Below are 21,454 nucleotides of genomic sequence, written 5' to 3'. Positions count from 1 at the left end.
GGCGCGAAGTCATCGGTACGTCGCCAACGGTGTTCACGGAGAGTAGACAGTGTTCACTGTTCACTCTCCGTCACGCACCTGGGGGAGTAGGTCTTGCCGCGGCCGGCTCGACACGGGCTCGAGGTGCCCCACGCCGCCGGGACAAGCGCCGCCGAGGAGTCCGCGTCAAGCCTCGGCCGGCGCCTCCAACCGGTCCAGGGCCGCCACGACGAGCGCCGTCACGCCCGTCTCCAGGGTGGGGTGCGGTACCGGCGCGAACCGGGGGGAGTGGTTGGACGGGATGTCGCGGTCCGTCGTGCCGGCCTGCTCCGCCGCGAAGAAGGCGGCCGGGTCCCAGCCGCCGAGCAGCCAGTAGACCAGCGGCACGCCGACGGCGGTGGCGAGCACGCTGACGTCCTCGCTGCCCGATACCGCGCCCGGGTCGATGACCCGCTCGGCGCCGAACCGGGCGGCCAGCGCGGCGCGCGTGCGCTCGGTCTCCGCCGGGTCGTTGTACAGGGGCGGGAACGACTCGCCGGGCGTGATCTGCGGCGGCTGCGGCGCGCCCGCGGCGTCGGCCTCCGCGCGGACGATCCGGTCGATCGCGCCCAGCACGCGGGCCCGCACGGCCTCGTCGAACGACCGGACGTTCACGCCGAGGTGGGCCTCGTCCGGGATGATGTTGTCCTTGGTGCCCGCCTGGAGGCGGCCCACCGTGACGACGGCGGCGTCGCCGGCCGCGACCTCGCGCGAGACGATCGTCTGCAGCTTGAGCACCGTGGACGCCGCCATCACGACTGGGTCCACCGTGGCCTCCGGGCGCGAGCCGTGACCGCCCCGGCCGACCAGCCGGATGTCCAGGATGTCGGTGCCCGCGAACGCCGGCCCGGCGTGCAGCCCGAGCAGGCCCGCCGCGACGGGCGCCACGTGCTGCCCCAGCACGATGTCGGGGCGGGGCACGAGGTCGTACAGCCCGTCGTCGACCATGGCGTGGGCGCCCGTGCCCAGCTCCTCTGCCGGCTGGAAGACGACGACCAGCGTGCCCGACCAGGCGGACCGGCCCTGCGCCAGCACGTCGGCCGCGCCGAGCAGGGCGGTGACATGCACGTCGTGCCCGCAGGCGTGCATGACGCCCGACTCGACGCCGTCCGCCGTCGTGGTGCGGACGGTGCTGGCGTACGGCAGCCCGGTGTCCTCCGTGACGGGCAGGGCGTCCATGTCCGCGCGCAGCAGCACGCACGGGCCGTCGCCGTTGGTCAGCACGCCCGCGACACCCGTCCCGCCGACGCCGGGGTGCACCACGTACCCGGCCGCCGCCAGCCGCTCGGCGACCAGCGCCGCGGTCCGGGTCTCCTCGTACGACAGCTCCGGGTGCTCGTGCAGGTCCACGTAGATCTCGCGCAGACCCGGCAGCAGCGCCGGGAGCGGTGCGAGGACGGCGTCGACGTCAGGCCTGGCGGCGGGACGGGCGTCAGGCCCGGCGGCCGGACGGGCGGCGGGGACGGAGCTCGACGGAGCGCCCGGAGCGCCCGGCAGTGCTTCGGGCAGGGCGTCCGGCTGTGCAGGGGGAACGGTCATGCGCCCCACCCTCGCACCGCCGTGCCGGTTCCGCGCTGCGACGGCCCGCCGCGGCATCCGAGCGGCATCCGGGCGGCATCCGCGCGCGACCGGGACCGCGCGACAAGTCCCACGGCGGCTGAGAGGCTGGACCGGCCCCGGGCGTGCGGCCAGGGCGGAGAGGGTTCCATGAGAGGCAGAGTCACGCTGCGCACCGGTTGGTCCACCGTCCTCGCCGCGCTGCTCGCGCTCGGCGGCACGGGCGCCGTCGCCCCGGCCGCCGGGTCCCCGATACTGGCGGCTCCCGATGCCGCCGTCCGTGCCCCTGCCGTCGTCGTGCCCGCCGTCGTGCCTGCCCCCGCCCCCGACGAGTCCGTGGTCACCGTCGCGGTGGGCGCCGACCGGACCGGCACGCGGACCGTCTCGCCGCTCGCCGGCGTCACGCTCGGCCTGTTCGCCACCGCGGACGCGGCCGACCCCGTGGACCCGGACTGGGGCCTGTGCACCTCCGACGCCGACGGCGACTGCAGCTTCGTGGTCCCCGACACCGCGGCAGGCGGCGCGAACGCCGGCGCGCAGTGGTGGGTGCGGCAGGTCGAGGCGCCGTCCGGCTGGTTCACCAGCCCCACCCTGCGGACAGGACCCGGCTCGGGCTCCAGCTCGACCGAGAGCCCGTACGTCTTCCAGACGCCGGCGCTCGCGGGCGGCGCGACCTACTCGTCGACGTCCGACTTCATGTTCGGCTCCGCCGGCAGCGGACGTCCCGTGACGGACTCCGAGGGTGTCTGGCAGCAGTCGCGGACCAACCCGCCGCTGCCCGAGCAGTGCGGGCTGGACGTCGCGCTCGTGCTCGACCTGTCGTCGTCGGTGAGCTCGAGCGAGCTCGTGGCGCTCAAGGGCGCGGCGAACACCTTCACCGACGCGCTGGTCGGCACGCCGTCGCGGATGGCCGTCTTCTCGTTCGACGGCAGCTCGCCGAGCACCAGCGTCGGCGCGAACTTCCCGGACCTGGTGAACGTGGCGACGCAGGCCGGCGCCGACGACTTCAAGGACGTCTACGCCGGCTGGACCACGGGCAGCGGCACCAACTGGGACCGCGGCCTGTGGGCGGTCGCCGACGCTGCTCCGGACTACGAGCTGACCGTGGTGATCACCGACGGCAACCCCACCCGGTTCAGCGCCGACCCGCTGCTCGGCACCGGCGGCACCACGCACCTTCGCGACGTCGAGAACGGCATCTACTCCGCCAACGCGGTCAAGGGGGAGGGTTCGCGGCTGGTGGCCCTCGGCGTGGGTGACGGCGTGGACGACGTCACGCAGCTCAACCTGCGCGCCCTGTCCGGGCCCACCCTGTTCGACGGCACGAACGTGCTGGAGGCGGACTACTTCGACGCCGACGACTACGCCGAGGCGGGCGCGGCGCTCCAGGACCTCGCCCTGTCGCAGTGCCAGGGGTCGGTCAGCGTCTTCAAGGAGATCGTGCCGGCGCAGAACACGGGGGACGACGTCAGCGGGTCCGTCCCGGCCGGCGCGGGCTGGGTCTTCGACGCGAGCGCGGCGGAACCCGGCGTCACCGTGGACCCCACCACCGCGACCACCACCGACGACGGCACCGGCGGCGTGAACTTCGACCTGGAGTACCCGACCGGCACGCTGACGTCGGACGTCACCGTGGCCGAGACCCAGCAGCCCGGGTACGAGCTGGTCGCGCCGGGCGGGCAGAACGCGGTGTGCGTCAACCGGTCGACGGGTGACCCGGTGGACGTCACGAACGTCGACGACGCGGCGCGGCCCGGCTTCGTCGTCGACCTCCCGGCGACGGCGCTCGTCTCCTGCACCGTCTACAACCGGCCGTCGGCGGGCATCGTCGTCGACAAGGAGTGGGTCGTCGACGGCGAGGCGTACGCCGACGGCGAGCAGCCCGCCGGCTTCACGGCCGACGCGACCCTGACCGGCCCGGCCGGTGCCGCGGCCACCGCGCAGCCGTGGGGCGACCCGCGCGTCGGCTACGACGTGGACGAGGCCGTCACCGTCGACGAGACCGCCGACCTGCCGCCGGGATGCACCGCCGTCTCGGCCGAGGTCACCTCCGTCGACGGCGCTGCGCTCGACGATCCGGCCGCCCTGCCGTACGACACGACCGCCGGCCTGCCGTTCCGGGAGGTCGTCGTGACCAACACGGTCACGTGCCCCACGTTCCTCACGCTCGTCAAGACGGTCGTGAACGACGACGGCGGGACGGCGGGGCCGGCCGACTTCGAGCTCGACGCCGACGGCCCCACGCCCGTCACGGGCCCGGGCGGCTCGCCGGACGTGACCGACGTCGAGGTGGTCGCGGGCGAGTACGCGCTGTCCGAGTCGGGTCCCGACGGGTACACGAGCACGGGGTGGACCTGCGTCGACGACGCGGACGAGCCCGTGGCGGTCGACGGCGAGACGGTGGCGCTGGCGGCGGGCACGAGCACGACCTGCACGATCGTGAACGACGACGAGGCGACGGGGCCGACGCCCACGCCGACGCCCGAGCCGACCGGTTCCCCGACGCCGCCGCCGGGTGACGGCTCCGGCGGGGCGGGCGGCTCCGGCGGGACGGGCGACGCGGGCGGGGACGGCGGCTCCGGCACCGGCGCGAGCAGCCCCGGCGGAGGCCTCGCCGCGACCGGCGCCGACGTGACCGCGGTGCTCGGCCTCACGGTCGTGCTGCTCGCCTGTGGTTGGGCGCTGATCCGCACGGCCCGCCGCCGGGCGTCAACGCTCCGCCAGAGGTACGAGTAGTCGGTAGAACGTCAGATGACCGGCAAGGCGTCAGATGGTCGGTAGAAAGTCAGGTGGTCGGCACCCCGGGGTACCGACCACCTGACGTTCTACCGACCATCTGACGTTCTACCGACCACCCGGCCGGCCGGCGCTCCACCTCGGCGCTCCACCTCAGCGCTCCACCTCAGCACCGCACCTCAGCAGAGCCACAGCAGACCCTCAGAAGGCCCACAGCAGACCCTCAGCGCCGCTTCACCTCCAGGTCCGCGGTCGCCTCCGACGCCGCGAGGTCGTCGGTCCCGGCGTACTCCGCCGTGATCGTGTAGGCGCCGGCCCGCAGGAGCGGGGGCACCAGCACGTCGGCCGTCCCGTGGCGCAGCTTGACGGTCCGCGAGTACGGGTGCCGGTCGTCCTCGCGGCCCACGGTCACGGTCACCCGGCCCGACGGCGTGACGTCGTCGGCGGACACGGTGACCTTGACCAGGAACGGCTCCAGCGGGCGGACCGAGGCCGGGGCCTTGATCTGCGTCGTGGTCGCCGCGGGCAGCAGGTCGGCGGGCACCAGCGCGCTGACGGCGGTGCGGTGCACGCCGCCCTCGTCGCTGCCCGCGTAGACCCAGGCGCCGTCGGGGCTCACGGTCAGGGACCGCACCGACATCGCCGTCAGGTCGTGCGACGCCGACGCCCACGTGGCGCCGCCGTCGGCCGAGACGAGCACCCCGGCCCCGTTGGCCGCCAGGCCGTACGGGCGCCAGCGGGCCGCACCCGCGACCAGCAGCTCGGTGTCGGCGGCCGGACCGTCCGGCACCTCGACGGCCACGAACGTGCCCACCGCGGCGGACGAGTTCGGCACCTCGGCGTCGGCGAAGGTCCTGCCGCCGTCCGTGCTGACCCGGATGCCCGGGGTCTCGCCGACCACCACGTGGTCGGTGTCGGCCGGGTCGACCCACACGGACCGCGCCTCGTCCTGCGTCAGCCGGGTGATCGTCCTGCCGAGGTCGTCCGACCGGTACAGGCCGGACGACGTCGCCAGCCACAGCCGGTTCTCGTCGACCGGGTCGACGACGATCTGCTGCACCAGCACCCCGTGGGCGTAGCTGGTCCAGGTCTCGAACCCGTCGGTCGAGACCATGAGGCCGGTGTCCACGAGCGAGGTGTAGCCGACGGCCACCGTGTCCTCGGCGTGCGGGGAGACGGCCAGCGCCGTCGGGCTGAACCCGCCGGTCGGGCCCACCTGGGTGAGGTCGGCGTCCGACTCGCCGGCGCCCGCCGTCAGGATGCGGCCGCCGCCGAACGCGTTGGTGCCCACGGCCCAGACGTCGTGGTCGCCGAGCGGGGACTGGGCCACCTCGGAGATCTGTCGGCCGATGACGCCCTCGTGGCCGATCGAGCCCCAGTCCTGCGCGTCGGGGCCGAGCTCGGCCAGCGGCTGCTGGTGCAGGCCCTCGAAGTCGACGGCCCGCAGCACGGGCTCGCCGTCGTCGTCCACGCCGGCGTGCACGCCGGAGACGTCGGTGCCGGACACGCCGGCCTTGGTCCACTCCTCGCCGTCGTCGGTCGTGAAGATCCCGGCGTTCTCCATCGACATCACGAGCTGCTCGTCCGGCGTGCCGGGCCAGTGGTCGACGTCGGTGGCGAGCGGCCCGCGCACGGGCAGCGGGTGGGTCTGCCACGTCTTGCCGAGGTCGTCGCTCGTGCTGTACGACGACAGGCCCGACGCGTACACGGTGCCGTTCGTCAGGGTGGTGACGGTGACGTAGGACTGCTCGGTGTCGGCGCCCTCCGTCCACGTGGCCCCGGCGTCCGCCGAGGTGAGCGCGACGCCGTCGCCGCGGACCAGCACCGCGGTGGACCCCTCCGCGACGACGCCCTGCGGCCGGTCGGAGTAGTCGGTCGTGACGTACGGCCGGGTCACCTCCTGGCCACCGGACAGCACGTCGGCGATCCGGTAGACGCCGTCGTAGGTGGCGATGAGCAGGTCGTCGTCCGCGAACGCGGCGCCGTACACGAGCCCGCCCCACTCCGGGGCGACGCGGCTCCAGCGCTGCCCGCCGTCCTTGCTCAGGTAGAGGCCGTCCTCGGTGACCGCGGCCAGCGCGTCACCGTGGGCGACGAGCTCGCTGATCGCGACATCGGGGAAGGGCAGCACGGTCCAGGTCCGGCCGGCGTCGGGCGTGTGCACGATGCGACCGGAGTAGCTGGGGTCGAGCGTGACCCGGCCGGCGGCGCCGTTGAGGGCCACGTAGAACCCGCCCGGCGTCGTCGTGTCGGCCACGGGGATGCCCCAGCCGTCGGCGACGGGCATGCTGCGCACCCGCTCCCAGGTGACGCCGTAGTCGGTGGTGACGAACGGGTGCACGCCGGATCCGCCCATCGCCAGTCCGGTCCCCGGGGTGGTGGGGGAGGTGGCGAGCTCGCGGGCCGCGCCCGAGAGGCCGACCTGCTCCCACGCGCCCGGCTGGTCGGCGCCCTCGGACTGCACGCCGCCGGTGCCCGTCAGGGTGCGGCCGGTCACGGTCGCGCGGGCGTCGAGCCGGTAGGTGCCGGGCTCGTCGAGCGGCACGGTGCCGCGGTACCAGCCGGGGCTGGTGCCGACTGCGGTAAGCGCGGCGGTGTACTTCTCGCCGGACGGCGCGGTCGCCGTCGCGGTCGGCGTCGCCTCGGGTGTCATCGGCGCGTAGACGAAGACCTCGGTGCTGCCGGTCGCTAGGGTCGGCGAGGACTGCACCTGCAGCGGCCGCACGTAGGCCGCGTACGGGATGCGCACGGTGGTGCCGTCCGAGACGGTGCCGACCACGACGCCGGAGGTCTCGGTGCCGCCCGCGTCCGGGGCAGTGGTGTCCGGGGTGACCGTGAGGTCGACCGAGGCGCTGCGGCCGGCCGGGACCTTGACCTGGCGCGCGGAGAGCTCGGCCTTCCCGGTGCTGGTCGTGGCCGGCTTCGCCGACAGCTTGACCGTCACGGCCTTGGTGCCGGAGTTGCGCAGCACGACGGTGCTGGTCCGGGTGGGCTTGCCGCCCATGTCGGCCAGCCCCAGGGAGACGGCGTCGGGGGCTGCCGTGACCTTCTGGTCGACGGCGGCGGCGATGTCGAGCTTGCCGGCGCCCTGGGCGGACGGCGACACGTCGGCGTCGTCGGACCCCAGCGGCTGTGCACTGCCGATGAGGGTCGCGCGGAGCTGCTCCGCGGTCTGCTCGGGCCGCGCCTGGGCCAGCAGGGCGGCCGCCCCGGCGACGTGCGGCGCGGCCATCGAGGTGCCGGACATCCGGTACTGGTCGCCGTCCACCCCGAACATCGCCGGGATGTCGGACATGATCTCGAAGCCGGGCGCCACGATCTCGGGCTTGAGCGTCATGGCGTCGCTCGGGCCGCGGGAGCTGAAGTCGGTGATCGTGTCGGTCTGGTCGACCGAGCCGATGGTGCCCGAGACGGTGCCGGCCGCGACCTCGGACTTGAAGGTCTGGTACTGGGCCGAGCTGATGTTCATCATGACCAGCGACTCGCGGCGCAGGTCGAAGCCGCCGCCGGCCAGGATGTTCGCGGAGCCCTGCGGCCCCGCGCCGCCGTCGCCGGCGGGGTCGGTCGGGCTCGGCGTGTAGAGCAGGGCACCGATCGCGCCGTGCTCCTCGGCGAGCTGGGCCTGCAGCAGGTGGGGTCCCTGCACCTGACCCAGGGAGGTCGCGGTCATGCTCTGCAGGACGACGATGGCGCCGCGCACGTCGCCCGCCTGCTCGTAGTCCTCCTCGTCGAAGCCGTCGCCGACGTCGACCAGGCGGCCCGTGAGGCCTTCGGCCGGCGGGTTGGCCGACATCGGGAAGCGGGTCACGTCCAGCGGCCGCGGGTCGTCGCCCGGCGCGGCGCCGTCGAGGGTCAGCGTGGGGTCGGCCACGCCGGTCACCTGCGCGCCGACGGCGATGACGCCCTCGGCGGCGGCCGGCGAGCTGACCGTCTGGTCGCCGGGTCCGGCGTTCCCGGCCGCGGCCACGACCACGACGCCCTGCCGCACGGCGGCGGTGGAGGCGCGGCCCAGCGGGTCGGTGCCGTCGCCGGGCGTGCCGAGGCTCATGTTCACGACGTCGGCCGGGTGGTCGCCCAGCGGGTCGGTCGCGGCCTCCAGCGCGAGCAGCAGGTCCTCGGTGGTACCGCCGCCGTTGGCGTCCATGGCCTTCCACGCCGTGAACGTCACGTCGGGCGCCATGCCGGTCAGGTTGTCCCCGCCGGCGCCGACGATGCCGGCCACGTGGGTGCCGTGCATGTGGTCGTCCATCGGGTCGGCGTCGTCGTTGACGAAGTCGTAGCCGTCGACGACGCGGTGGCCGGGGCCGAACCCGCCGCCCAGGTCGGCCAGCGTGTAGTCGATGCCCGTGTCGATGATCGCCACGGTGCGGCCCTCGCCCGTGACGGCGGCGCCGTCGGCGTCGGTGCGGTCCCAGACCTGCGGGGCGCCGGTGGCGGGGATGTTGGCCTCGTCGCCGAGGATGCGCACCGCGGCGCTCTCGGTGACGCGCGCGACGCCGGGGGCGGAGCGCAGCTCGGCCAGGTCCGCGGGGTCGACGGTGGCGACGACGGCGGACAGCAGGCCGGTGACGGACTCGGGCTTGTCGAGCTCGACGCCCCGCTGCTCGGCCCAGGACGTGACGCCCCCCTGCGCGTCCTCGACCTCGTCGACGGCGGCGCGGTACTCGGCGGCGAAGGCGCTGCGCGCCCGGGCGGCACCGGCGCCCGTGGCGGTACGTGCGGCGGCGACCGCCTCCTGGCCGACGACGTCGGCGGCCGTGGGGGAGTCGAGCTCGATGATGACGCGCACCGGATCGGCGTCGGGTGCGACGTCCGGGGCCGCGACGGCGGCTCCGGGTGACAGGACCAGGGAGGCCGAGACGAGGGTGCTCCCGAGGAGGAGACCCCGGCGGCGGCCGGAGGGCAGAGGTTGCATGAGGGCTGTCTAGCCCGCGCTACCCTGTGCGAGCAATGGGCGTAATGGCCGTTTCTGGCCACTGGCCGGTACCGGCCGCAAGGTTTTACACGGGCGTCACGCACGGGGGCATTTTTCACCCCGCCGCACCCAGGTGTCAGAGCCAGCCCTTGCGGACCGCCTGCACCCCCGCCTGGAAGCGGTTGGCCGCGCCCAGCCGGCGCAGCAGGTCCGCGCTCCGCCGCCGCAGCGTCCGCTCGGACAGCCCGAGCTCGCGCGCGATCGCCTCGTCCTTGGCCCCCGAGCCGAGCAGCGCGAGCAGCGCCCGGTCGTCCTTGTTCGGTCCGCGGTCCGGGGCAGCGGTGCCCTCCAGGCTGTCGGACGCCGGGATCTCCACGGCGTCGGCCCACACGGCCTCGAACGCGGCGACGAGGAGGTCCACGAGCGGGCCGCCCTCGACCACCACCGCGGCCGGGTGCTGCGGGTCGAGGTCCGTGCTGACCAGCGCGGTGCGCCGGTCGGCGATGGCCAGCTTGGTGGGCAGGGTCCGCGCGATCCGGGCCTGCTCGCCCACCGACGCCGCGTGCCGCAGCTCCGCCCACGCGCCGGGGATGTCCAGCACCTCCGCCGCGTACACGGCCCGCCACTGGACGCCGCGGGCCAGCGCGAGCGGCTCCACGGGGTTCTCGTCCGCCAGCACGTACGGCGGCCGGTCGAACGCCATGAACTCGGCCGTCACCTCGTGCTCCATGCGCGTGTACCAGGCGCCGATCAGCGCGGGGTCGTCGATCACGTGCACGCCGGCGCCGGCACCCGCGGCGTCGGAGGCCTGCTCGAACAGGCCGGCCAGGTCCGGGATCGTCGCCCGGACGCGGTCGAGCTGCGCGGCGGTGCGGTCCGTGAGCGCCCGCAGCGCCACACGCGGGTCGACCGCCGTGTACTCGCCGTCGCTCCCGCTCGTGCGGTTGATCAGCCCGGCCGTGCGCAGCCGCGCCAGCATCGCGGCGTGGTCGGTGCCCTCCAGCGGCACGTCCTGGGCGACGTCCTCCACCCGGACCGTGCCCTGGGCCAGCACGTACCGGTAGACCAGCCGGGTGTCGTCGTCGATGCCGACGGCCTCGAAGTCGCTGTCGAGGTCGGGCTCGGGCTCGGGGGGCATGGGGTCAGCGTAGGTCAGGCGACGTCGTCCGGGAGCGGGTGAAATAACCCGGCGCGCGGCGAGCCGCCCACTAATCTGAGCCACAAGATTCACTGATCTTCATGCCGGCCGGCCGTGGTGACCCGCGAAACAGGAGAAAAGATGGCGAACCTGACCATTATCGAGCGGTCACCCGACCCCGAGACGCACGACCCGGGACCAGGGTGGCCGTCCATCGCCGTGTGGATCCGCTCGCTCGGCCAGAGCCGCCTCGGTGCGCTCCTGCTCCTGGTCGGGACCCTCGCGGCCATCCTCTGGGCGAACGTCTCCTTCGAGTCGTACAGCGAGTTCTGGGAGACGCACCTCAACGTCGGGGTGGGTGACTTCCAGCTCGAGTTCACGCTGCACGCCCTGGTCAACGACGCGCTCATGGCGATCTTCTTCTTCACCGTCGGCCTGGAGGTGCGGCGCGAGTTCGCGATCGGCGAGCTCACGAGCTGGTCGCGCGCCATGGTCCCGGTGGCCGCCGCCGTCGCCGGGCTCGTGGTGCCCGCCGTGCTCTACGCGCTCATCGCCCGCGGCTCCGGCTGGGAGCACGCCTGGGGGGTCGTGATCTCGACGGACACCGCGTTCGTCGTCGGCGCGCTCGCGCTCATCGGGCCGCGCGCGCCCGGCCGGCTGAGGGTCTTCCTGCTGGCGCTCGCGGTGGTCGACGACATCGGCGCGCTGAGCATCATCGCGCTCGTCTACACCGAGAACTTCGACCCGCTCCCGCTGGTGATCGCCGCCGTGGGCCTGGTCGGCGTCTACCTCACGCGATACGTGCCCACCGGCCGCGGGCCGATCTACGCCACGCTCTCGATCGTCGTGTGGGCGGCCTTCCTGGCGTCCGGCGTGCACCCGACGCTCGCGGGAGTGGCCATCGCGCTGCTGGTGCCCGTCTACCGGCCCAGCCGGCGCGACGTCGAGCACGCGTTGACCCTGGCGCGTACGTTCCGGCAGTCGCCGAACAGCGACTACGCGCGGGCCGCGGCCAACAGCCTGCGCGAGTCGATCTCGATCAACGAGCGGCTCCAGTCGGCCTACGCCCCGTACGTGGCGTACGTGATCCTCCCGCTGTTCGCACTGGCGAACGCGGGCGTGCAGATCAGTCCCGAGATCCTGGCCGCAGCGGCCGGCTCGGCCATCACCTGGGGCATCGTCGTGGGCCTCGTGGTCGGCAAGTTCATCGGCGTCCTGGGCACCGGGACGGTGATGCGCGTGTTCCGCCTCGGGGACCTCGGGCCCGGGCTGACGCTCGACCGGCTCGCCGGCGGCGGAGCGCTGTGCGGCATCGGCTTCACGATCTCGCTGTTCATCGTGGACCTCGCGATCGAGGACGCCGCGGTGCAGAACGAGGCGCGCGTGGGCGTGCTCACGGCGTCGGTGGTCGCGTTCCTGCTCGCCGCCGTGATCTTCAAGATCTCGGACCGCGTGCACCCGTCCAAGGAGGCGGGGGCAACGCTGCTGCGCCCGGTCGACCCGGCTCGGGACCACGTGTTCGGCCCGGCCGACGCCCCGTACACGCTGGTGGAGTACGGCGACTTCCAGTGCGGGTTCTGCTCCAAGGCCTCGGGCGCCATCCAGGAGGTGCACCGCGAGCTGGGCGACCGGCTGCGGTACGTCTGGCGGCACGCGCCGCTGGACCGGTACCACCCGAACGCCGTCGCGGCAGCCGAGGCGGCGGAGGCCGCGGCGCTGCAGGGCAAGTTCTTCGACATGGAGCGCAGCCTGCTGCTCGACCAGGAGAACCAGCTCCCGTCGGACATCGTCCGGCGGGCGGCGGAGCTCGGGCTCGACGTCGAGCGGTTCGAGCGGGACCTGGTCTCCCCGGAGGTGGCGGGCCGGGTGCGCGACGACGTGCTCGACGCCGAGGCGATGGAGGTCACCGCGGTGCCGACGTTCTTCGTCAACGGCCGCCGGCACACGGGCCCGTACGACGCGCGGTCGCTCATCCACGCCCTGGAGACGACGGCGCCGGCCCCGGCCCCGGTCACCCCGTCGTCGGCCGTCCCGAACGACTGAATGTGTCAGACGTACAGGTCACCCGGGTGACCTGTACGTCTGACACGTCCGGGGGTGGTGGGGGGTCAGCCCTTGACCGAGCCCGACATCAGGCCGCCGACGAAGTACTTGCCGAGGATGATGTAGACCAGCAGGGTCGGCAGCGACGCGAAGAGGGCACCGGCCATCGAGACGCCGTAGTTCTGCAGCAGCGCGCCGTTGGCAAGGTTGTTCAGCGCCACGGTCACGGGGCCGTTCTGGGACGACGAGAAGAACACCGCGAACAGGAAGTCGTTCCACGCCGACGTGAACTGCCAGATGAGCACCACCACGAAGCTGGGGATCGAGATCGGCAGCACGATCGACCAGTAGGTGCGCAGCATGCCCGCGCCGTCGACGCGCCCGGCCTCGATGAGCTCGTGCGGCACGGTCTGGTAGTAGTTGCGGAAGATCAGCGTGGTGATCGGGATGCCGTAGACCACGTGCAGCATGATCAGCGTGGGCACACCGGTGGGTATGCCGATGTTCAGCACGAGCTGGGTCAGGGGGATCATCACGGCCTGGTACGGGATGAACATCCCGAACAGGATCAGCGTGAACACGATGTCCGCGCCCTTGAAGCTCCAGCGCGAGAGCACGAACCCGTTCAGCGAGCCGAGGAACGCCGAGATGATCGAGCTCGGCACGACGATCGCCAGCGTGCGCCCGATGGCGGGCGCCAGCGTGGTCCACGCCGCGGCCCAGTTCTCCGTGGTCCAGATCTGGGGCAGGGCCCAGGCGCGGCTCGGGTCGGCGTCGCCGGTGCCCTTGAAGCTGGTCACCAGCAGCACGTACACCGGGATCAGGACGACGATCAGGAAGAAGATCAGGCCCACGTACTTCAGCGTGCGCGCGAGCGAGTACCGGCCCTTGTGCACGCGCGGCGCGACGGGCGCCGGGCGGTGCGCGGTGAGCTGTTCGGCTTCGGCGGTCATCGCTTCTCCTCACGGTTCGTGCGGATCAGGTAGGGCACGATGACGATCGCGACGATGATCAGCAGGATCGAGCCGACGGCGGCGGCGTTCGCGTAGTCGAAGCTCGACTTGAACACGAACATGTCGACGGCCGGGACCTTGGTCTGGTAGTTCGCCGGCTTGGAGATCGACATGATGAGGTCGAACGCCTTGAGCGACATGTGGCCGATGATGATCAGCGCGGACAGCGCGACCGGCGAGAGCTGCGGGAACAGGACGTGCCGGTAGAGCTTCCACTCGGAGGCGCCGTCCATCCGGGCCGCCTCGCGCAGCTCCTCGGGGATGCCGCGGAACCCGGCGAGGAAGAGCGCCATCACGTAGCCCGAGAGCTGCCAGATCGCCGGGATGGCGATCGCGATGATGCCGAAGGTGACGTTGTTCCACCAGTTGTTCTGCAGCGCGTCGAGCCCGACGATCTGGAACAGGCGGTTCAGGCCGGAGGCCTGCTCGTCCTGGTTGGAGTTGAGCAGCCAGCGCCACACCACGCCCGAGGCGACGAACGAGACCGCCATGGGGAAGAGGTAGACCGAGCGGAACAGTCCCTCGCCCTTGACCGGCTTCTCCAGCATCCAGGCCCACAGGAAGCCCATGATCATGGTGCCGACCAGGAACACGACCGTGTACAGCACGAGGTTCATCAGCGAGTGCTGGAAGTCCTCGCTGGCCAGCAGGTCGAGATAGTTGGTGAACCACACGAAGACGGCCGGCTTCTGCCCGGTGGCCTGCGCCGCCGTGTGGTTGTCCGTCAGGGACGTGGTGAAGTTGGCGGCGATCAGCCCGTAGACGAAGACGCCGACGAGGATCAGGGACGGGGCGAGCATGAGCAGCGGTGGCCCGACGCGCCGCAGTTTGTTCAGCATGTAGGTACCTCGGAGGAGTGGGCGCAGCCGCGCGCCGTCGGGATCGACCCGACGGCGCGCGACGTACGGCGGTGTGCGTTACGCGGGAGCTGTTCGCGCCCGGGTGTCAGCTCTGCGTGGCCGAGGCCAGCTCGGACTGGAAGCCGGCGAGGTCGGACGCACCGGTCGTGAACTTGCTCGTGGCGTCCGAGATCGCGTTCAGCGTCGCGACCGGGGCGGCCGCACCGTGCGCCAGCGAGGACACGATCGTGTCGTTCGCGAACGACTCGATGGCGGTCTGCTGGTACTCCGAGAACTCGGCGGGGTCCGCGTCGGTCCGAGCCGGGATGGAGCCCTTGGCCTTGTTGAACGCGACCTGGCCCTCGAGCGAGCCCACGGTCTCCAGCCACGCCTTCGCGCCGTCCGGGTGGGGCGCGCCGACCGGCAGGGTGAAGGAGTCGGCCAGGAAGTCGAACGTCCCGTCGGTCCCCGGGACCGGGGCCGCCGTGAAGTCCGTGCCGAGCACCTTGTCCTGCTCCTCGAACGCCGCCACGGCCCAGTCGCCCATGACGTTGAACGCCGCGCTGCCGTCGATGACCATCTGGGTCGCCTCGGGCCAGTCGAGACCGTCACGGTCGTCGTTGGTGTAGCTCATCAGCGTCTCGAAGTCCTCGAGCGCCGCCGTGACCTCGGGGCCCTCCCAGTCGGTCGAGCCGTCCCACAGGCCGCTGTAGCCGTCCGCGCCCAGGTCGGCGAGGAGCACGGTCTCGAGCAGGTGGACCTGGGTCCACGTGGTGCCCACCGACAGCGGCGTGACACCGGCCTTGTCGAGCTTCTCCAGGTCGGCCATCCACGCGTCGAGGTCCGCGTACTCGGCCTCGGGGTCGATGCCGTTGTCCTCGAGCACCGTCGGGTTGGCCCAGACGACGTTCGCGCGGTGGATGTTCGACGGGATCGAGTAGATCGCGCCGTCCTCCGTGGAGAGCCGGTCGACCAGGTCGGCCGGGAAGACGTCCGTCAGGCCGAACTCGTCGTAGAGGTCGGAGACGTCCTCGATCTGCGCGGCGTCGATGTAGTCCTGCAGCTCGGCGCCCGCGTGGGCCTGGAACGTGTCCGGCGGGTCCTGCGCCTGCAGACGGGTCTGCAGCAGGTCCTTCGCCGCGGAGCCCGCGCCACCGGCGACGGCGCCGTTGACGAACTCGATGTCGGGGTGCTGCTCGTTGAACACGCCCACCAGGGCGTCGAGGCCGGCCTTCTCGGACCCGGCAGCCCACCAGGTGAACACCTCGACCTGGTCGGCGCTGCCGCTCTCGCCGCTGCCTTCGCCACCGTCACCGCTGCCGCCGCACGCGGCCAGCGTGAGACCGAGCACAGCGGCTGTCGCCACCGTCGCGGTCATCCTCCGGTTCACTCGCATCTGGGGTCCCTCAACCTTCCTCGGTCGCTGGAGCACCGACCCGGACGGCGTCGTCGTACCTGGCGAGGGTGAATTCTCCTCGCGGCCAGGACGGCGTCGTACCTGTGGACCGGCCGGGCGCGCCTGTACGCCCGTGAACCCGGGTCCTATCGAACGGCCGTGAAGCCTTGGTGTCAAGAAATGAACGCAAGCGTCGCTGGATCGTGACCTGAACGTTCAGTTCGTGTATCCAAAGCAGTCATACCAGTCCGATTCCACGCCGGAGCATGCCGGAAGGCGGTTACCCTGGGCGCTGTGCGCGCGGATCGGGTAACACCGGGTTCGCAGACCTCACTGCGTGAGGCCAACCGAGCCCGGATCGTGAGCGCCGTCCAGCAGCGTGGCTCTCTCACGCAGATCGAGCTGGCCGGCGTCACAGGGCTGTCCCCAGCCACGATCTCGAACATCGTCAAGGAGCTCACCGTCGCGGGCGTGCTGCACACGTCGCAGTCGGTGCGCAACGGCCGCCGCGCCCTCCAGGTCACCCTCGCACGCAACCTCGGTGTCGTCGCCGGCATCCGGTTCGGCATGCGCTCCCTCAGCGTCGCGCTCGCGGACGCCTCCATGCGGGTCCTGGCCGAGCAGCGCATGCCGCTCGCCCCCGACCACCGCGCCGACGCCGGGCTGCAGCGCACCGCGATGCTGATCCGGGAGATGCTGGAGTCCGTCGACGCCGACCCGTCCGAGCTGCTCGCCGTCGGCGTCGGGGTGCCCGCGCCCGTCGACATCCGCACGGGCCAGGTCGTCACCGTGGGCATGATGCGCGGCTGGGACGGCGTGCACGTCGACGACATCCTCGCCGCCGAGCTCGACGTGCCCGTCACGGCCGACAACGACTCGACGCTCGCCGCGATCGCGGAGGCCCGGTTCGGCGCGGGTGCCGGGCACGACTCGGTCGCCTACATCCGCGTCTCCCACGGCGTGGGCGGCGGCCTCGTCCTGGGCGGCCGCGCCGTGCACGGCCGGTCCGGCGTCGCGGGCGAGATCGGCCACGTGTCCGTCGACGAGCACGGCCCCGTCTGCCGCTGCGGCAACCGCGGCTGCCTCGAGATGCTGGTCGGCGCCTCCAGCCTGCTCGCCATGCTCCCGCCCGAGGCGGGGCACCTCACCCTCGCCGACCTGGTCGCCCGAGCCCGCGAGGGCGACGCCGGCTCCCGCCGGGTCGTGTTCGACGCCGGGCGTCACCTCGGTGTGGCCCTCGCCAACCTCTGCAACCTCGTGGACCCCGACGTCGTGGTGATCGGCGGCAAGCTCGCCGAGGCCGGGGAGCTGCTGCTCGAGCCGCTGCGCACCTCGCTCGGCCAGCGCGTCGTCGCCACGTCGCGAGGCCCGGTCGAGGTGGTCCCGTCCGCGCTGGGGGCCGACGCCGGCGTCCGCGGCGCTCTCGCCGCGGCCCTCGACCAGGCCCGGATGTTCGGCTCCCTGGGGGTGAGCTCATGACCCGCCGGACCAGGGTCGTGGCGGCCGTCGCCGGGCTCGCGCTCGTCGCCGGGCTGGGCGGGTGCGCGCCGTCCGAGCCCGCCGGAGCCGCCGGCGTGCCGCACGAGGGGACGATCGGGCTGCTCCTGCCCGAGGCCCAGACGGCGCGGTACGAGGCGTCCGACCACCCGACCTTCGTGTCCGTCACGGGCCGGCGGTGCCCCGGCTGCACCGTGCTCTACGCCAACGCGGGGCAGGACGCCGCCGCGCAGCTCCAGCAGGCGGAGTCCATGCTCGCCCAGGGGGCCGACGTGCTGGTGCTCGACGCCGTGGACACCGTGGCCGCGGCCGGGATCGTCGCGCAGGCCAAGCGGCTGGGAGCCCAGGTGATCGCCTACGATCGGTTCGTGGACGGCGCGGACTACTACGTGTCGTACGACTACGAGTTCATCGGCTTCCTCCTGGGCTCGGCACTTGCCGGTGCCGTCACGGAACGAGACGCTGAGACAGAAGCTGAACCAGACGCAGACGCCGGACCGGACGCCGAGGACCGGCCGGGGGTGCTCCTGGTGCACGGATCGGCCACCGAGCCCAACGCGCTCGCCATCGCCGCCGGCACCCGCCGCGCCCTCGAAGGAGAGGACATCGACGTGCTCGCCGAGTACTACACGCCCGACTGGAGCCCGGACAAGGCCACCGAGTGGACCGAGGCCATGCTCACCCGGTTCCCCGGGCAGGTCGACGGCGTGCTCGCCGCCAACGACGGCATAGCGGGCGGCGCGATCGCCGCGGCCAAGGCCGCGGGCCTCGACCCCGTGCCGGTCACCACCGGGCAGGACGGCGAGCTGTCCGCGGTGCAGCGCATCATCGCGGGCGACCAGTACATGACGGTCTACAAGGCGACCGACCAGCAGGCCCAGACAGCCGCGGAGCTCGCGGTGCGCGTGCTGCGCGGCGAGGAGCCGCGCACCACGGCGGTCATCCAGGGTGTGCCCACCGTGCTCCTGGCCCCCCGCGCCGTGGGCGCCGCCGACGTGGAGCACGTCATCGTCGACGGGCACGTGTACACCACGGACGAGATCTGCGTGCCCGCCTACCGGGACGCGTGCGAGCGCGCGGGCCTGATCGGGGAGGCCACCCCATGAGCGACCCGGTGCTCTCGCTGCGCGGCGTCTCCAAGCGGTTCGGCGGCGTCCGCGCCCTGGTGGACGTCGACGCCGACGTCCACGAGCACGAGGTGCTCGCCGTCGTCGGCGACAACGGGGCCGGCAAGTCCACCCTGGCGGGCGTGCTCGCGGGCGCCCACCGGCCCGACGCCGGCCAGGTGCTGCTCGACGCGCGCCCCGTGGTGCTCGACTCGCCCGCCGCCGCGCGCGCGCTCGGCATCGCCGCCGTGTTCCAGGAGCTCGCGCTCGTGGACGACCTGGACGTCGTCGAGAACCTCTTCCTCGGGCACGAGACCCGGCGCGGGCCCCTGCTCGACGAGGTGGCCATGGAGCGCGAGGCGTGGCGGCTGCTCGACCAGCTCGCCGCCAGCGTGCCCAGCGTGCGCGACCCCGTCCGCACCCTGTCCGGCGGGCAGCGCCAGACCGTCGCCGTGGCCCGCGCGCTGCTCGGCTCGCCGCGCGTCGTCGTGCTGGACGAGCCGACGGCGTCGCTCGGCGTGCGCCAGACCGCCGAGGTGCTCAACCTCATCGTCCGGCTGCGGGAGCGCGGCCACGCCGTCGTGCTGGTCAGCCACCAGGCGGGCGACCTGCAGGCCGTCGCCGACCGCATCCTCGTGCTGCGGCTCGGCCGCGTGCACGACGTGTTCGACGGCGACGCGTCCTACGAGGACCTGCTCGCCGCCATGACCGGCGCGGTCCGCCCGGGAGCCAGGCACACCGGGGCCCGCTCCGGCGCGCGCACCGGCGGCCCGTCCGGCACCGGGTCGGGTGCCGCGTCCGGTGCTGCGTCCGGCGCCGAGTCCGGCCGGGCGGTGCGCCGATGAGCGCGCAGCAGGGCGGCACCGGCGCCGGGCTCTCCGGTACGGGCCCGGCTGGTGCAGGTCTGACCGGTGCCGGCCTGGCCGGCACGGGCGGCCTGACCGGCGCCGTCTGGCAGCGCGTGCGCGGCGGCAACAGCCTGCTCCCCATCCTCGGGGCGCTGGTGGTGATCTGGCTGGTGATGGGCGCCGTCAACCCCGCGTTCCTCGCCCCCGAGAACCTGGTCAACCTCACGCTGCAGAGCGCCCCCGTCGGCGTCATCGCCCTCGGCGTCGTGCTCGTGCTGCTGGTCGGCCAGATCGACCTGTCCGTCGGCTCGGTGAGCGGGCTCGCCGCGGCCGTCGTCGCCGTCGGCTCCGTGACGCTCGGGTGGCCCGTGGCGCTCGCGATCCTCGCCGCGCTGGCGTGCGGGGTGGTGGTCGGGCTGGCGTACGGCGCGCTCTCGACGCGGCTCGGGCTGCCGAGCTTCGTCTTCACCCTGGCCGGCCTGCTGTTCCTGGCCGGGGTGCAGCTGCGGGTGCTCGGGCCGTACGGGTCGATCAACCTGCCGTTCGAGTCGTGGTTCGTCCGGTCGGTGCAGCAGGGCTTCCTCTCGCCCGCCATGGCCTGGGCGCTCGTGGTGGTCGTGGTCGCGACCACGGCGACGGTGCAGGTCGTGGCCCGGGTCCGACGCCGCAGGGCGGACCTCGCCTGCGCGAGCGTGCCCCAGATCGTGGTGCGCACCCTGGTGCTGGCCGCCGTGCTGTCGGCGATCGTCGCCTACCTGGGCACGGCCCGCGGCATCGGCTACACCGTGGTCCTGTTCGCCGGCCTCGTCGTGGTCACGGACGTGCTGCTGCGCCGTACCCGGTGGGGGCGGTCGGTGCGCGCGGTGGGCGGCGACCGGCGGGCGGCGATGCTCGCCGGCGTGCCCGTGCAGCGCACGGTGGTGCTGTGCTTCGTCGCCTGCTCGACGCTGGCCGCGCTGGGCGGCGTCCTCGCCGCGGGACGGCTGGGCGCCGCGAACCAGGGGACCGGGGGTGCGGACACCTACCTCGTGGCGATCGCCGCGGCCGTGATCGGCGGCACCAGCCTGTTCGGCGGGCGGGGCAGCGCCTGGTCGGCGGTGCTCGGCGTGCTGGTGATCCAGTCGATCGCCAACGGGCTCACGCTGATGAACGTGGACCAGGCCGCGCGGTACATGGTCACCGGTGCGGTCCTGCTGCTGGCGATCATCATCGACATGCTGCTGCGCAAGCGACGGGAGGCCTGAGGTGATGCGTCGACCGACGCTGGCAGTGGTGGCGCAGGCCGCCGGGGTGAGCCTGAAGACCGCCTCCCGGGTGCTGAACGGGGAGCCCAACGTGGCGTCCGCGACGCGCGAGCGCGTGCAGGACGCCGCGGCGTCGCTGGGCTTCCGCCGCAATGCCGTGGCCGCCGACCTGGCCCGGGGCGGCCTCTCGCGGCTGGTCGGGTTCATCACCGGCGACCTGGCCAACGAGTTCTACTCCGCCCTGGCCAGCGGCATCGAGCGCGAGCTGCGCGAGCACGGGCTGCAGCTCCTGACGGCGTCGTCGGACGAGGACCCCGAGCGCGAGGCGTCCCTGACGGGCGAGCTGCTCGAACGGCGGGTCGGCGCCCTGATCGTCACGCCCGCCGGTGCCGACCACTCGGCGCTGCGCGGCGAGATCGCGGCCGGCCTGCCCGTGGTGGTCGTGGACCGGCCGGCGGCCGGGATGGACGTCGACACCGTGGTCATCGACAACCGGGGCGGCACGCGCGCCGCCGTCGGGCACCTGCTCGCGCACGGCCACCGCCGCATCGCGTTCGTGGGCGACGAACCCCACCTGTGGACCTACCAGGAGCGCAGCGACGAGTTCCTCGCCGCCATGCGCGACGCCGGGGTGACCGACGCCGACCGCTGGGTCCGCTCCGGCGCCCACGACGCCGCGGCCGCCCGCGACCTGGCGCTGGAGCTGCTCGCGGCGCCCGAGCCGCCCACCGCGATCCTCGCCGCGAACAACCGGGCCACCGTCGGCACGCTCCAGGCGCTGCGCGACACGCCGGGCGGCTCGGACGTCGCCGTGGTCGGCTTCGACGACTTCGAGCTCGCCGACCTGCTGGGCATCACCGTGGTGGCCTACGACGCCGTGGAGATGGGGCGGCGGGCCGCGGAGCTCGCCGTCGCGCGGTCCGCCGACGCCGACCGGACGGTCGAGCAGGTGGTGCTGCCCACGCGGGTCGTCACCCGCGGCAGCGGCGAGCGGCCGCCCCGCTGAGCGACCGGCTCGTGGTCCCCGCGGCGCCCCGTTGACACCGGGCCTGGCCTGCACCTACGTTCGGCACGCGACAGCGCTGTCAGCCGACGAGGGAGACC

Annotated in this window: 13 protein-coding genes; 7 read left to right on the top strand and 6 right to left on the bottom strand. The window is 73.4% G+C overall.

Features of this window, described 5'->3' with window-relative positions; all coding sequences use genetic code 11:
- Positions 1-165: 165 nt before the first annotated feature.
- Positions 166-1,395: an amidohydrolase gene (locus ACH45N_RS16255; protein WP_397397481.1), complete on the bottom strand. Its 1,230-nt coding sequence runs from the start codon at positions 1,393-1,395 to the stop codon at positions 166-168.
- 330 nt (positions 1,396-1,725) lie between these two features.
- Here ACH45N_RS16255 and ACH45N_RS16250 point away from each other — a divergent pair, with 330 nt between their 5' ends.
- Complete coding sequence (locus ACH45N_RS16250; RefSeq protein WP_397395634.1) at positions 1,726-4,311, top strand: hypothetical protein; 2,586 nt, start codon at positions 1,726-1,728, stop codon at positions 4,309-4,311.
- A 223-nt stretch (positions 4,312-4,534) separates the two neighbouring features.
- On the opposite strand, the gene ACH45N_RS16245 is transcribed toward ACH45N_RS16250, so the two are convergent.
- Both ACH45N_RS16245 and ACH45N_RS16240 read right to left on the bottom strand, forming a co-directional pair.
- A complete protein-coding gene (locus tag ACH45N_RS16245; RefSeq protein ID WP_397395632.1) occupies positions 4,535-9,226 on the bottom strand; it encodes a S8 family serine peptidase in 4,692 nt (1,563 codons plus the stop codon).
- A gap of 136 nt (positions 9,227-9,362) precedes the next feature.
- Positions 9,363-10,364, bottom strand: a complete 1,002-nt coding sequence (locus ACH45N_RS16240) for a hypothetical protein (RefSeq protein ID WP_397395630.1) — start codon at positions 10,362-10,364, stop codon at positions 9,363-9,365.
- Between the two features lie 141 nt (positions 10,365-10,505).
- Between ACH45N_RS16240 and nhaA the strand changes: the two genes are divergently transcribed.
- Complete coding sequence (nhaA, locus tag ACH45N_RS16235; RefSeq protein ID WP_397395628.1) at positions 10,506-12,407, top strand: Na+/H+ antiporter NhaA; 1,902 nt, start codon at positions 10,506-10,508, stop codon at positions 12,405-12,407.
- Between the two features lie 65 nt (positions 12,408-12,472).
- Here nhaA and ACH45N_RS16230 read toward each other — a convergent pair whose 3' ends face one another.
- The 3 genes from ACH45N_RS16230 to ACH45N_RS16220 form a co-directional block, all read right to left on the bottom strand.
- A complete protein-coding gene (locus ACH45N_RS16230; protein ID WP_397395626.1) occupies positions 12,473-13,360 on the bottom strand; it encodes a carbohydrate ABC transporter permease in 888 nt (295 codons plus the stop codon).
- Entirely contained in the window at positions 13,357-14,259 is a 903-nt protein-coding gene (locus ACH45N_RS16225; protein ID WP_397395624.1) for a carbohydrate ABC transporter permease, read from the bottom strand. The genes ACH45N_RS16230 and ACH45N_RS16225 overlap by 4 nt, the downstream gene beginning before the upstream one ends.
- A 106-nt stretch (positions 14,260-14,365) precedes the next feature.
- On the bottom strand, positions 14,366-15,655 hold the full coding sequence (locus tag ACH45N_RS16220; protein ID WP_397395622.1) for an ABC transporter substrate-binding protein: 1,290 nt from the start codon (positions 15,653-15,655) through the stop codon (positions 14,366-14,368).
- Positions 15,656-16,015: 360 nt separating this feature from the next.
- Here ACH45N_RS16220 and ACH45N_RS16215 point away from each other — a divergent pair, with 360 nt between their 5' ends.
- The 5 genes from ACH45N_RS16215 to ACH45N_RS16195 are packed head-to-tail and all read left to right on the top strand — an operon-like array spanning position 16,016 to position 21,356.
- Positions 16,016-17,134, top strand: a complete 1,119-nt coding sequence (locus ACH45N_RS16215; RefSeq protein ID WP_377231174.1) for an ROK family transcriptional regulator — start codon at positions 16,016-16,018, stop codon at positions 17,132-17,134.
- Positions 17,131-18,258: a substrate-binding domain-containing protein gene (locus tag ACH45N_RS16210; protein WP_397395620.1), complete on the top strand. Its 1,128-nt coding sequence runs from the start codon at positions 17,131-17,133 to the stop codon at positions 18,256-18,258. Before ACH45N_RS16215 ends, ACH45N_RS16210 begins: the two co-directional genes overlap by 4 nt.
- The gene (locus ACH45N_RS16205) at positions 18,255-19,103 is read left to right on the top strand and encodes an ATP-binding cassette domain-containing protein (RefSeq protein ID WP_397395618.1); all 849 of its coding nucleotides are present in this window, start codon (positions 18,255-18,257) and stop codon (positions 19,101-19,103) included. The genes ACH45N_RS16210 and ACH45N_RS16205 overlap by 4 nt, the downstream gene beginning before the upstream one ends.
- Positions 19,100-20,350: a sugar ABC transporter permease gene (locus ACH45N_RS16200; protein ID WP_397395616.1), complete on the top strand. Its 1,251-nt coding sequence runs from the start codon at positions 19,100-19,102 to the stop codon at positions 20,348-20,350. Before ACH45N_RS16205 ends, ACH45N_RS16200 begins: the two co-directional genes overlap by 4 nt.
- A gap of 4 nt (positions 20,351-20,354) precedes the next feature.
- On the top strand, positions 20,355-21,356 hold the full coding sequence (locus tag ACH45N_RS16195; protein WP_397395614.1) for a LacI family DNA-binding transcriptional regulator: 1,002 nt from the start codon (positions 20,355-20,357) through the stop codon (positions 21,354-21,356).
- The last annotated feature ends 98 nt before the right edge of the window (positions 21,357-21,454 follow it).

The organism is Promicromonospora sp. NPDC019610, assembly GCF_044389365.1.
Lineage (GTDB): Bacteria > Actinomycetota > Actinomycetes > Actinomycetales > Cellulomonadaceae > Promicromonospora.
This window is presented reverse-complemented; position numbering and strand designations above follow the sequence as displayed.

What these genes read in the sequence shown, in the direction of transcription:
- ACH45N_RS16250 (WP_397395634.1), top strand. Translation starts at nt 1,726, where the DNA reads ATGAGAGGCAGAGTCACGCTGCGCACCGGTTGGTCCACCGTCCTCGCC.
- ACH45N_RS16245 (WP_397395632.1), bottom strand. Translation starts at nt 9,226, where the DNA reads ATGCAACCTCTGCCCTCCGGCCGCCGCCGGGGTCTCCTCCTCGGGAGC.
- ACH45N_RS16240 (WP_397395630.1), bottom strand. Translation starts at nt 10,364, where the DNA reads ATGCCCCCCGAGCCCGAGCCCGACCTCGACAGCGACTTCGAGGCCGTC.
- nhaA (WP_397395628.1), top strand. Translation starts at nt 10,506, where the DNA reads ATGGCGAACCTGACCATTATCGAGCGGTCACCCGACCCCGAGACGCAC.
- ACH45N_RS16230 (WP_397395626.1), bottom strand. Translation starts at nt 13,360, where the DNA reads ATGACCGCCGAAGCCGAACAGCTCACCGCGCACCGCCCGGCGCCCGTC.
- ACH45N_RS16225 (WP_397395624.1), bottom strand. Translation starts at nt 14,259, where the DNA reads ATGCTGAACAAACTGCGGCGCGTCGGGCCACCGCTGCTCATGCTCGCC.
- ACH45N_RS16220 (WP_397395622.1), bottom strand. Translation starts at nt 15,655, where the DNA reads ATGCGAGTGAACCGGAGGATGACCGCGACGGTGGCGACAGCCGCTGTG.
- ACH45N_RS16210 (WP_397395620.1), top strand. Translation starts at nt 17,131, where the DNA reads ATGACCCGCCGGACCAGGGTCGTGGCGGCCGTCGCCGGGCTCGCGCTC.
- ACH45N_RS16205 (WP_397395618.1), top strand. Translation starts at nt 18,255, where the DNA reads ATGAGCGACCCGGTGCTCTCGCTGCGCGGCGTCTCCAAGCGGTTCGGC.
- ACH45N_RS16200 (WP_397395616.1), top strand. Translation starts at nt 19,100, where the DNA reads ATGAGCGCGCAGCAGGGCGGCACCGGCGCCGGGCTCTCCGGTACGGGC.
- ACH45N_RS16195 (WP_397395614.1), top strand. Translation starts at nt 20,355, where the DNA reads ATGCGTCGACCGACGCTGGCAGTGGTGGCGCAGGCCGCCGGGGTGAGC.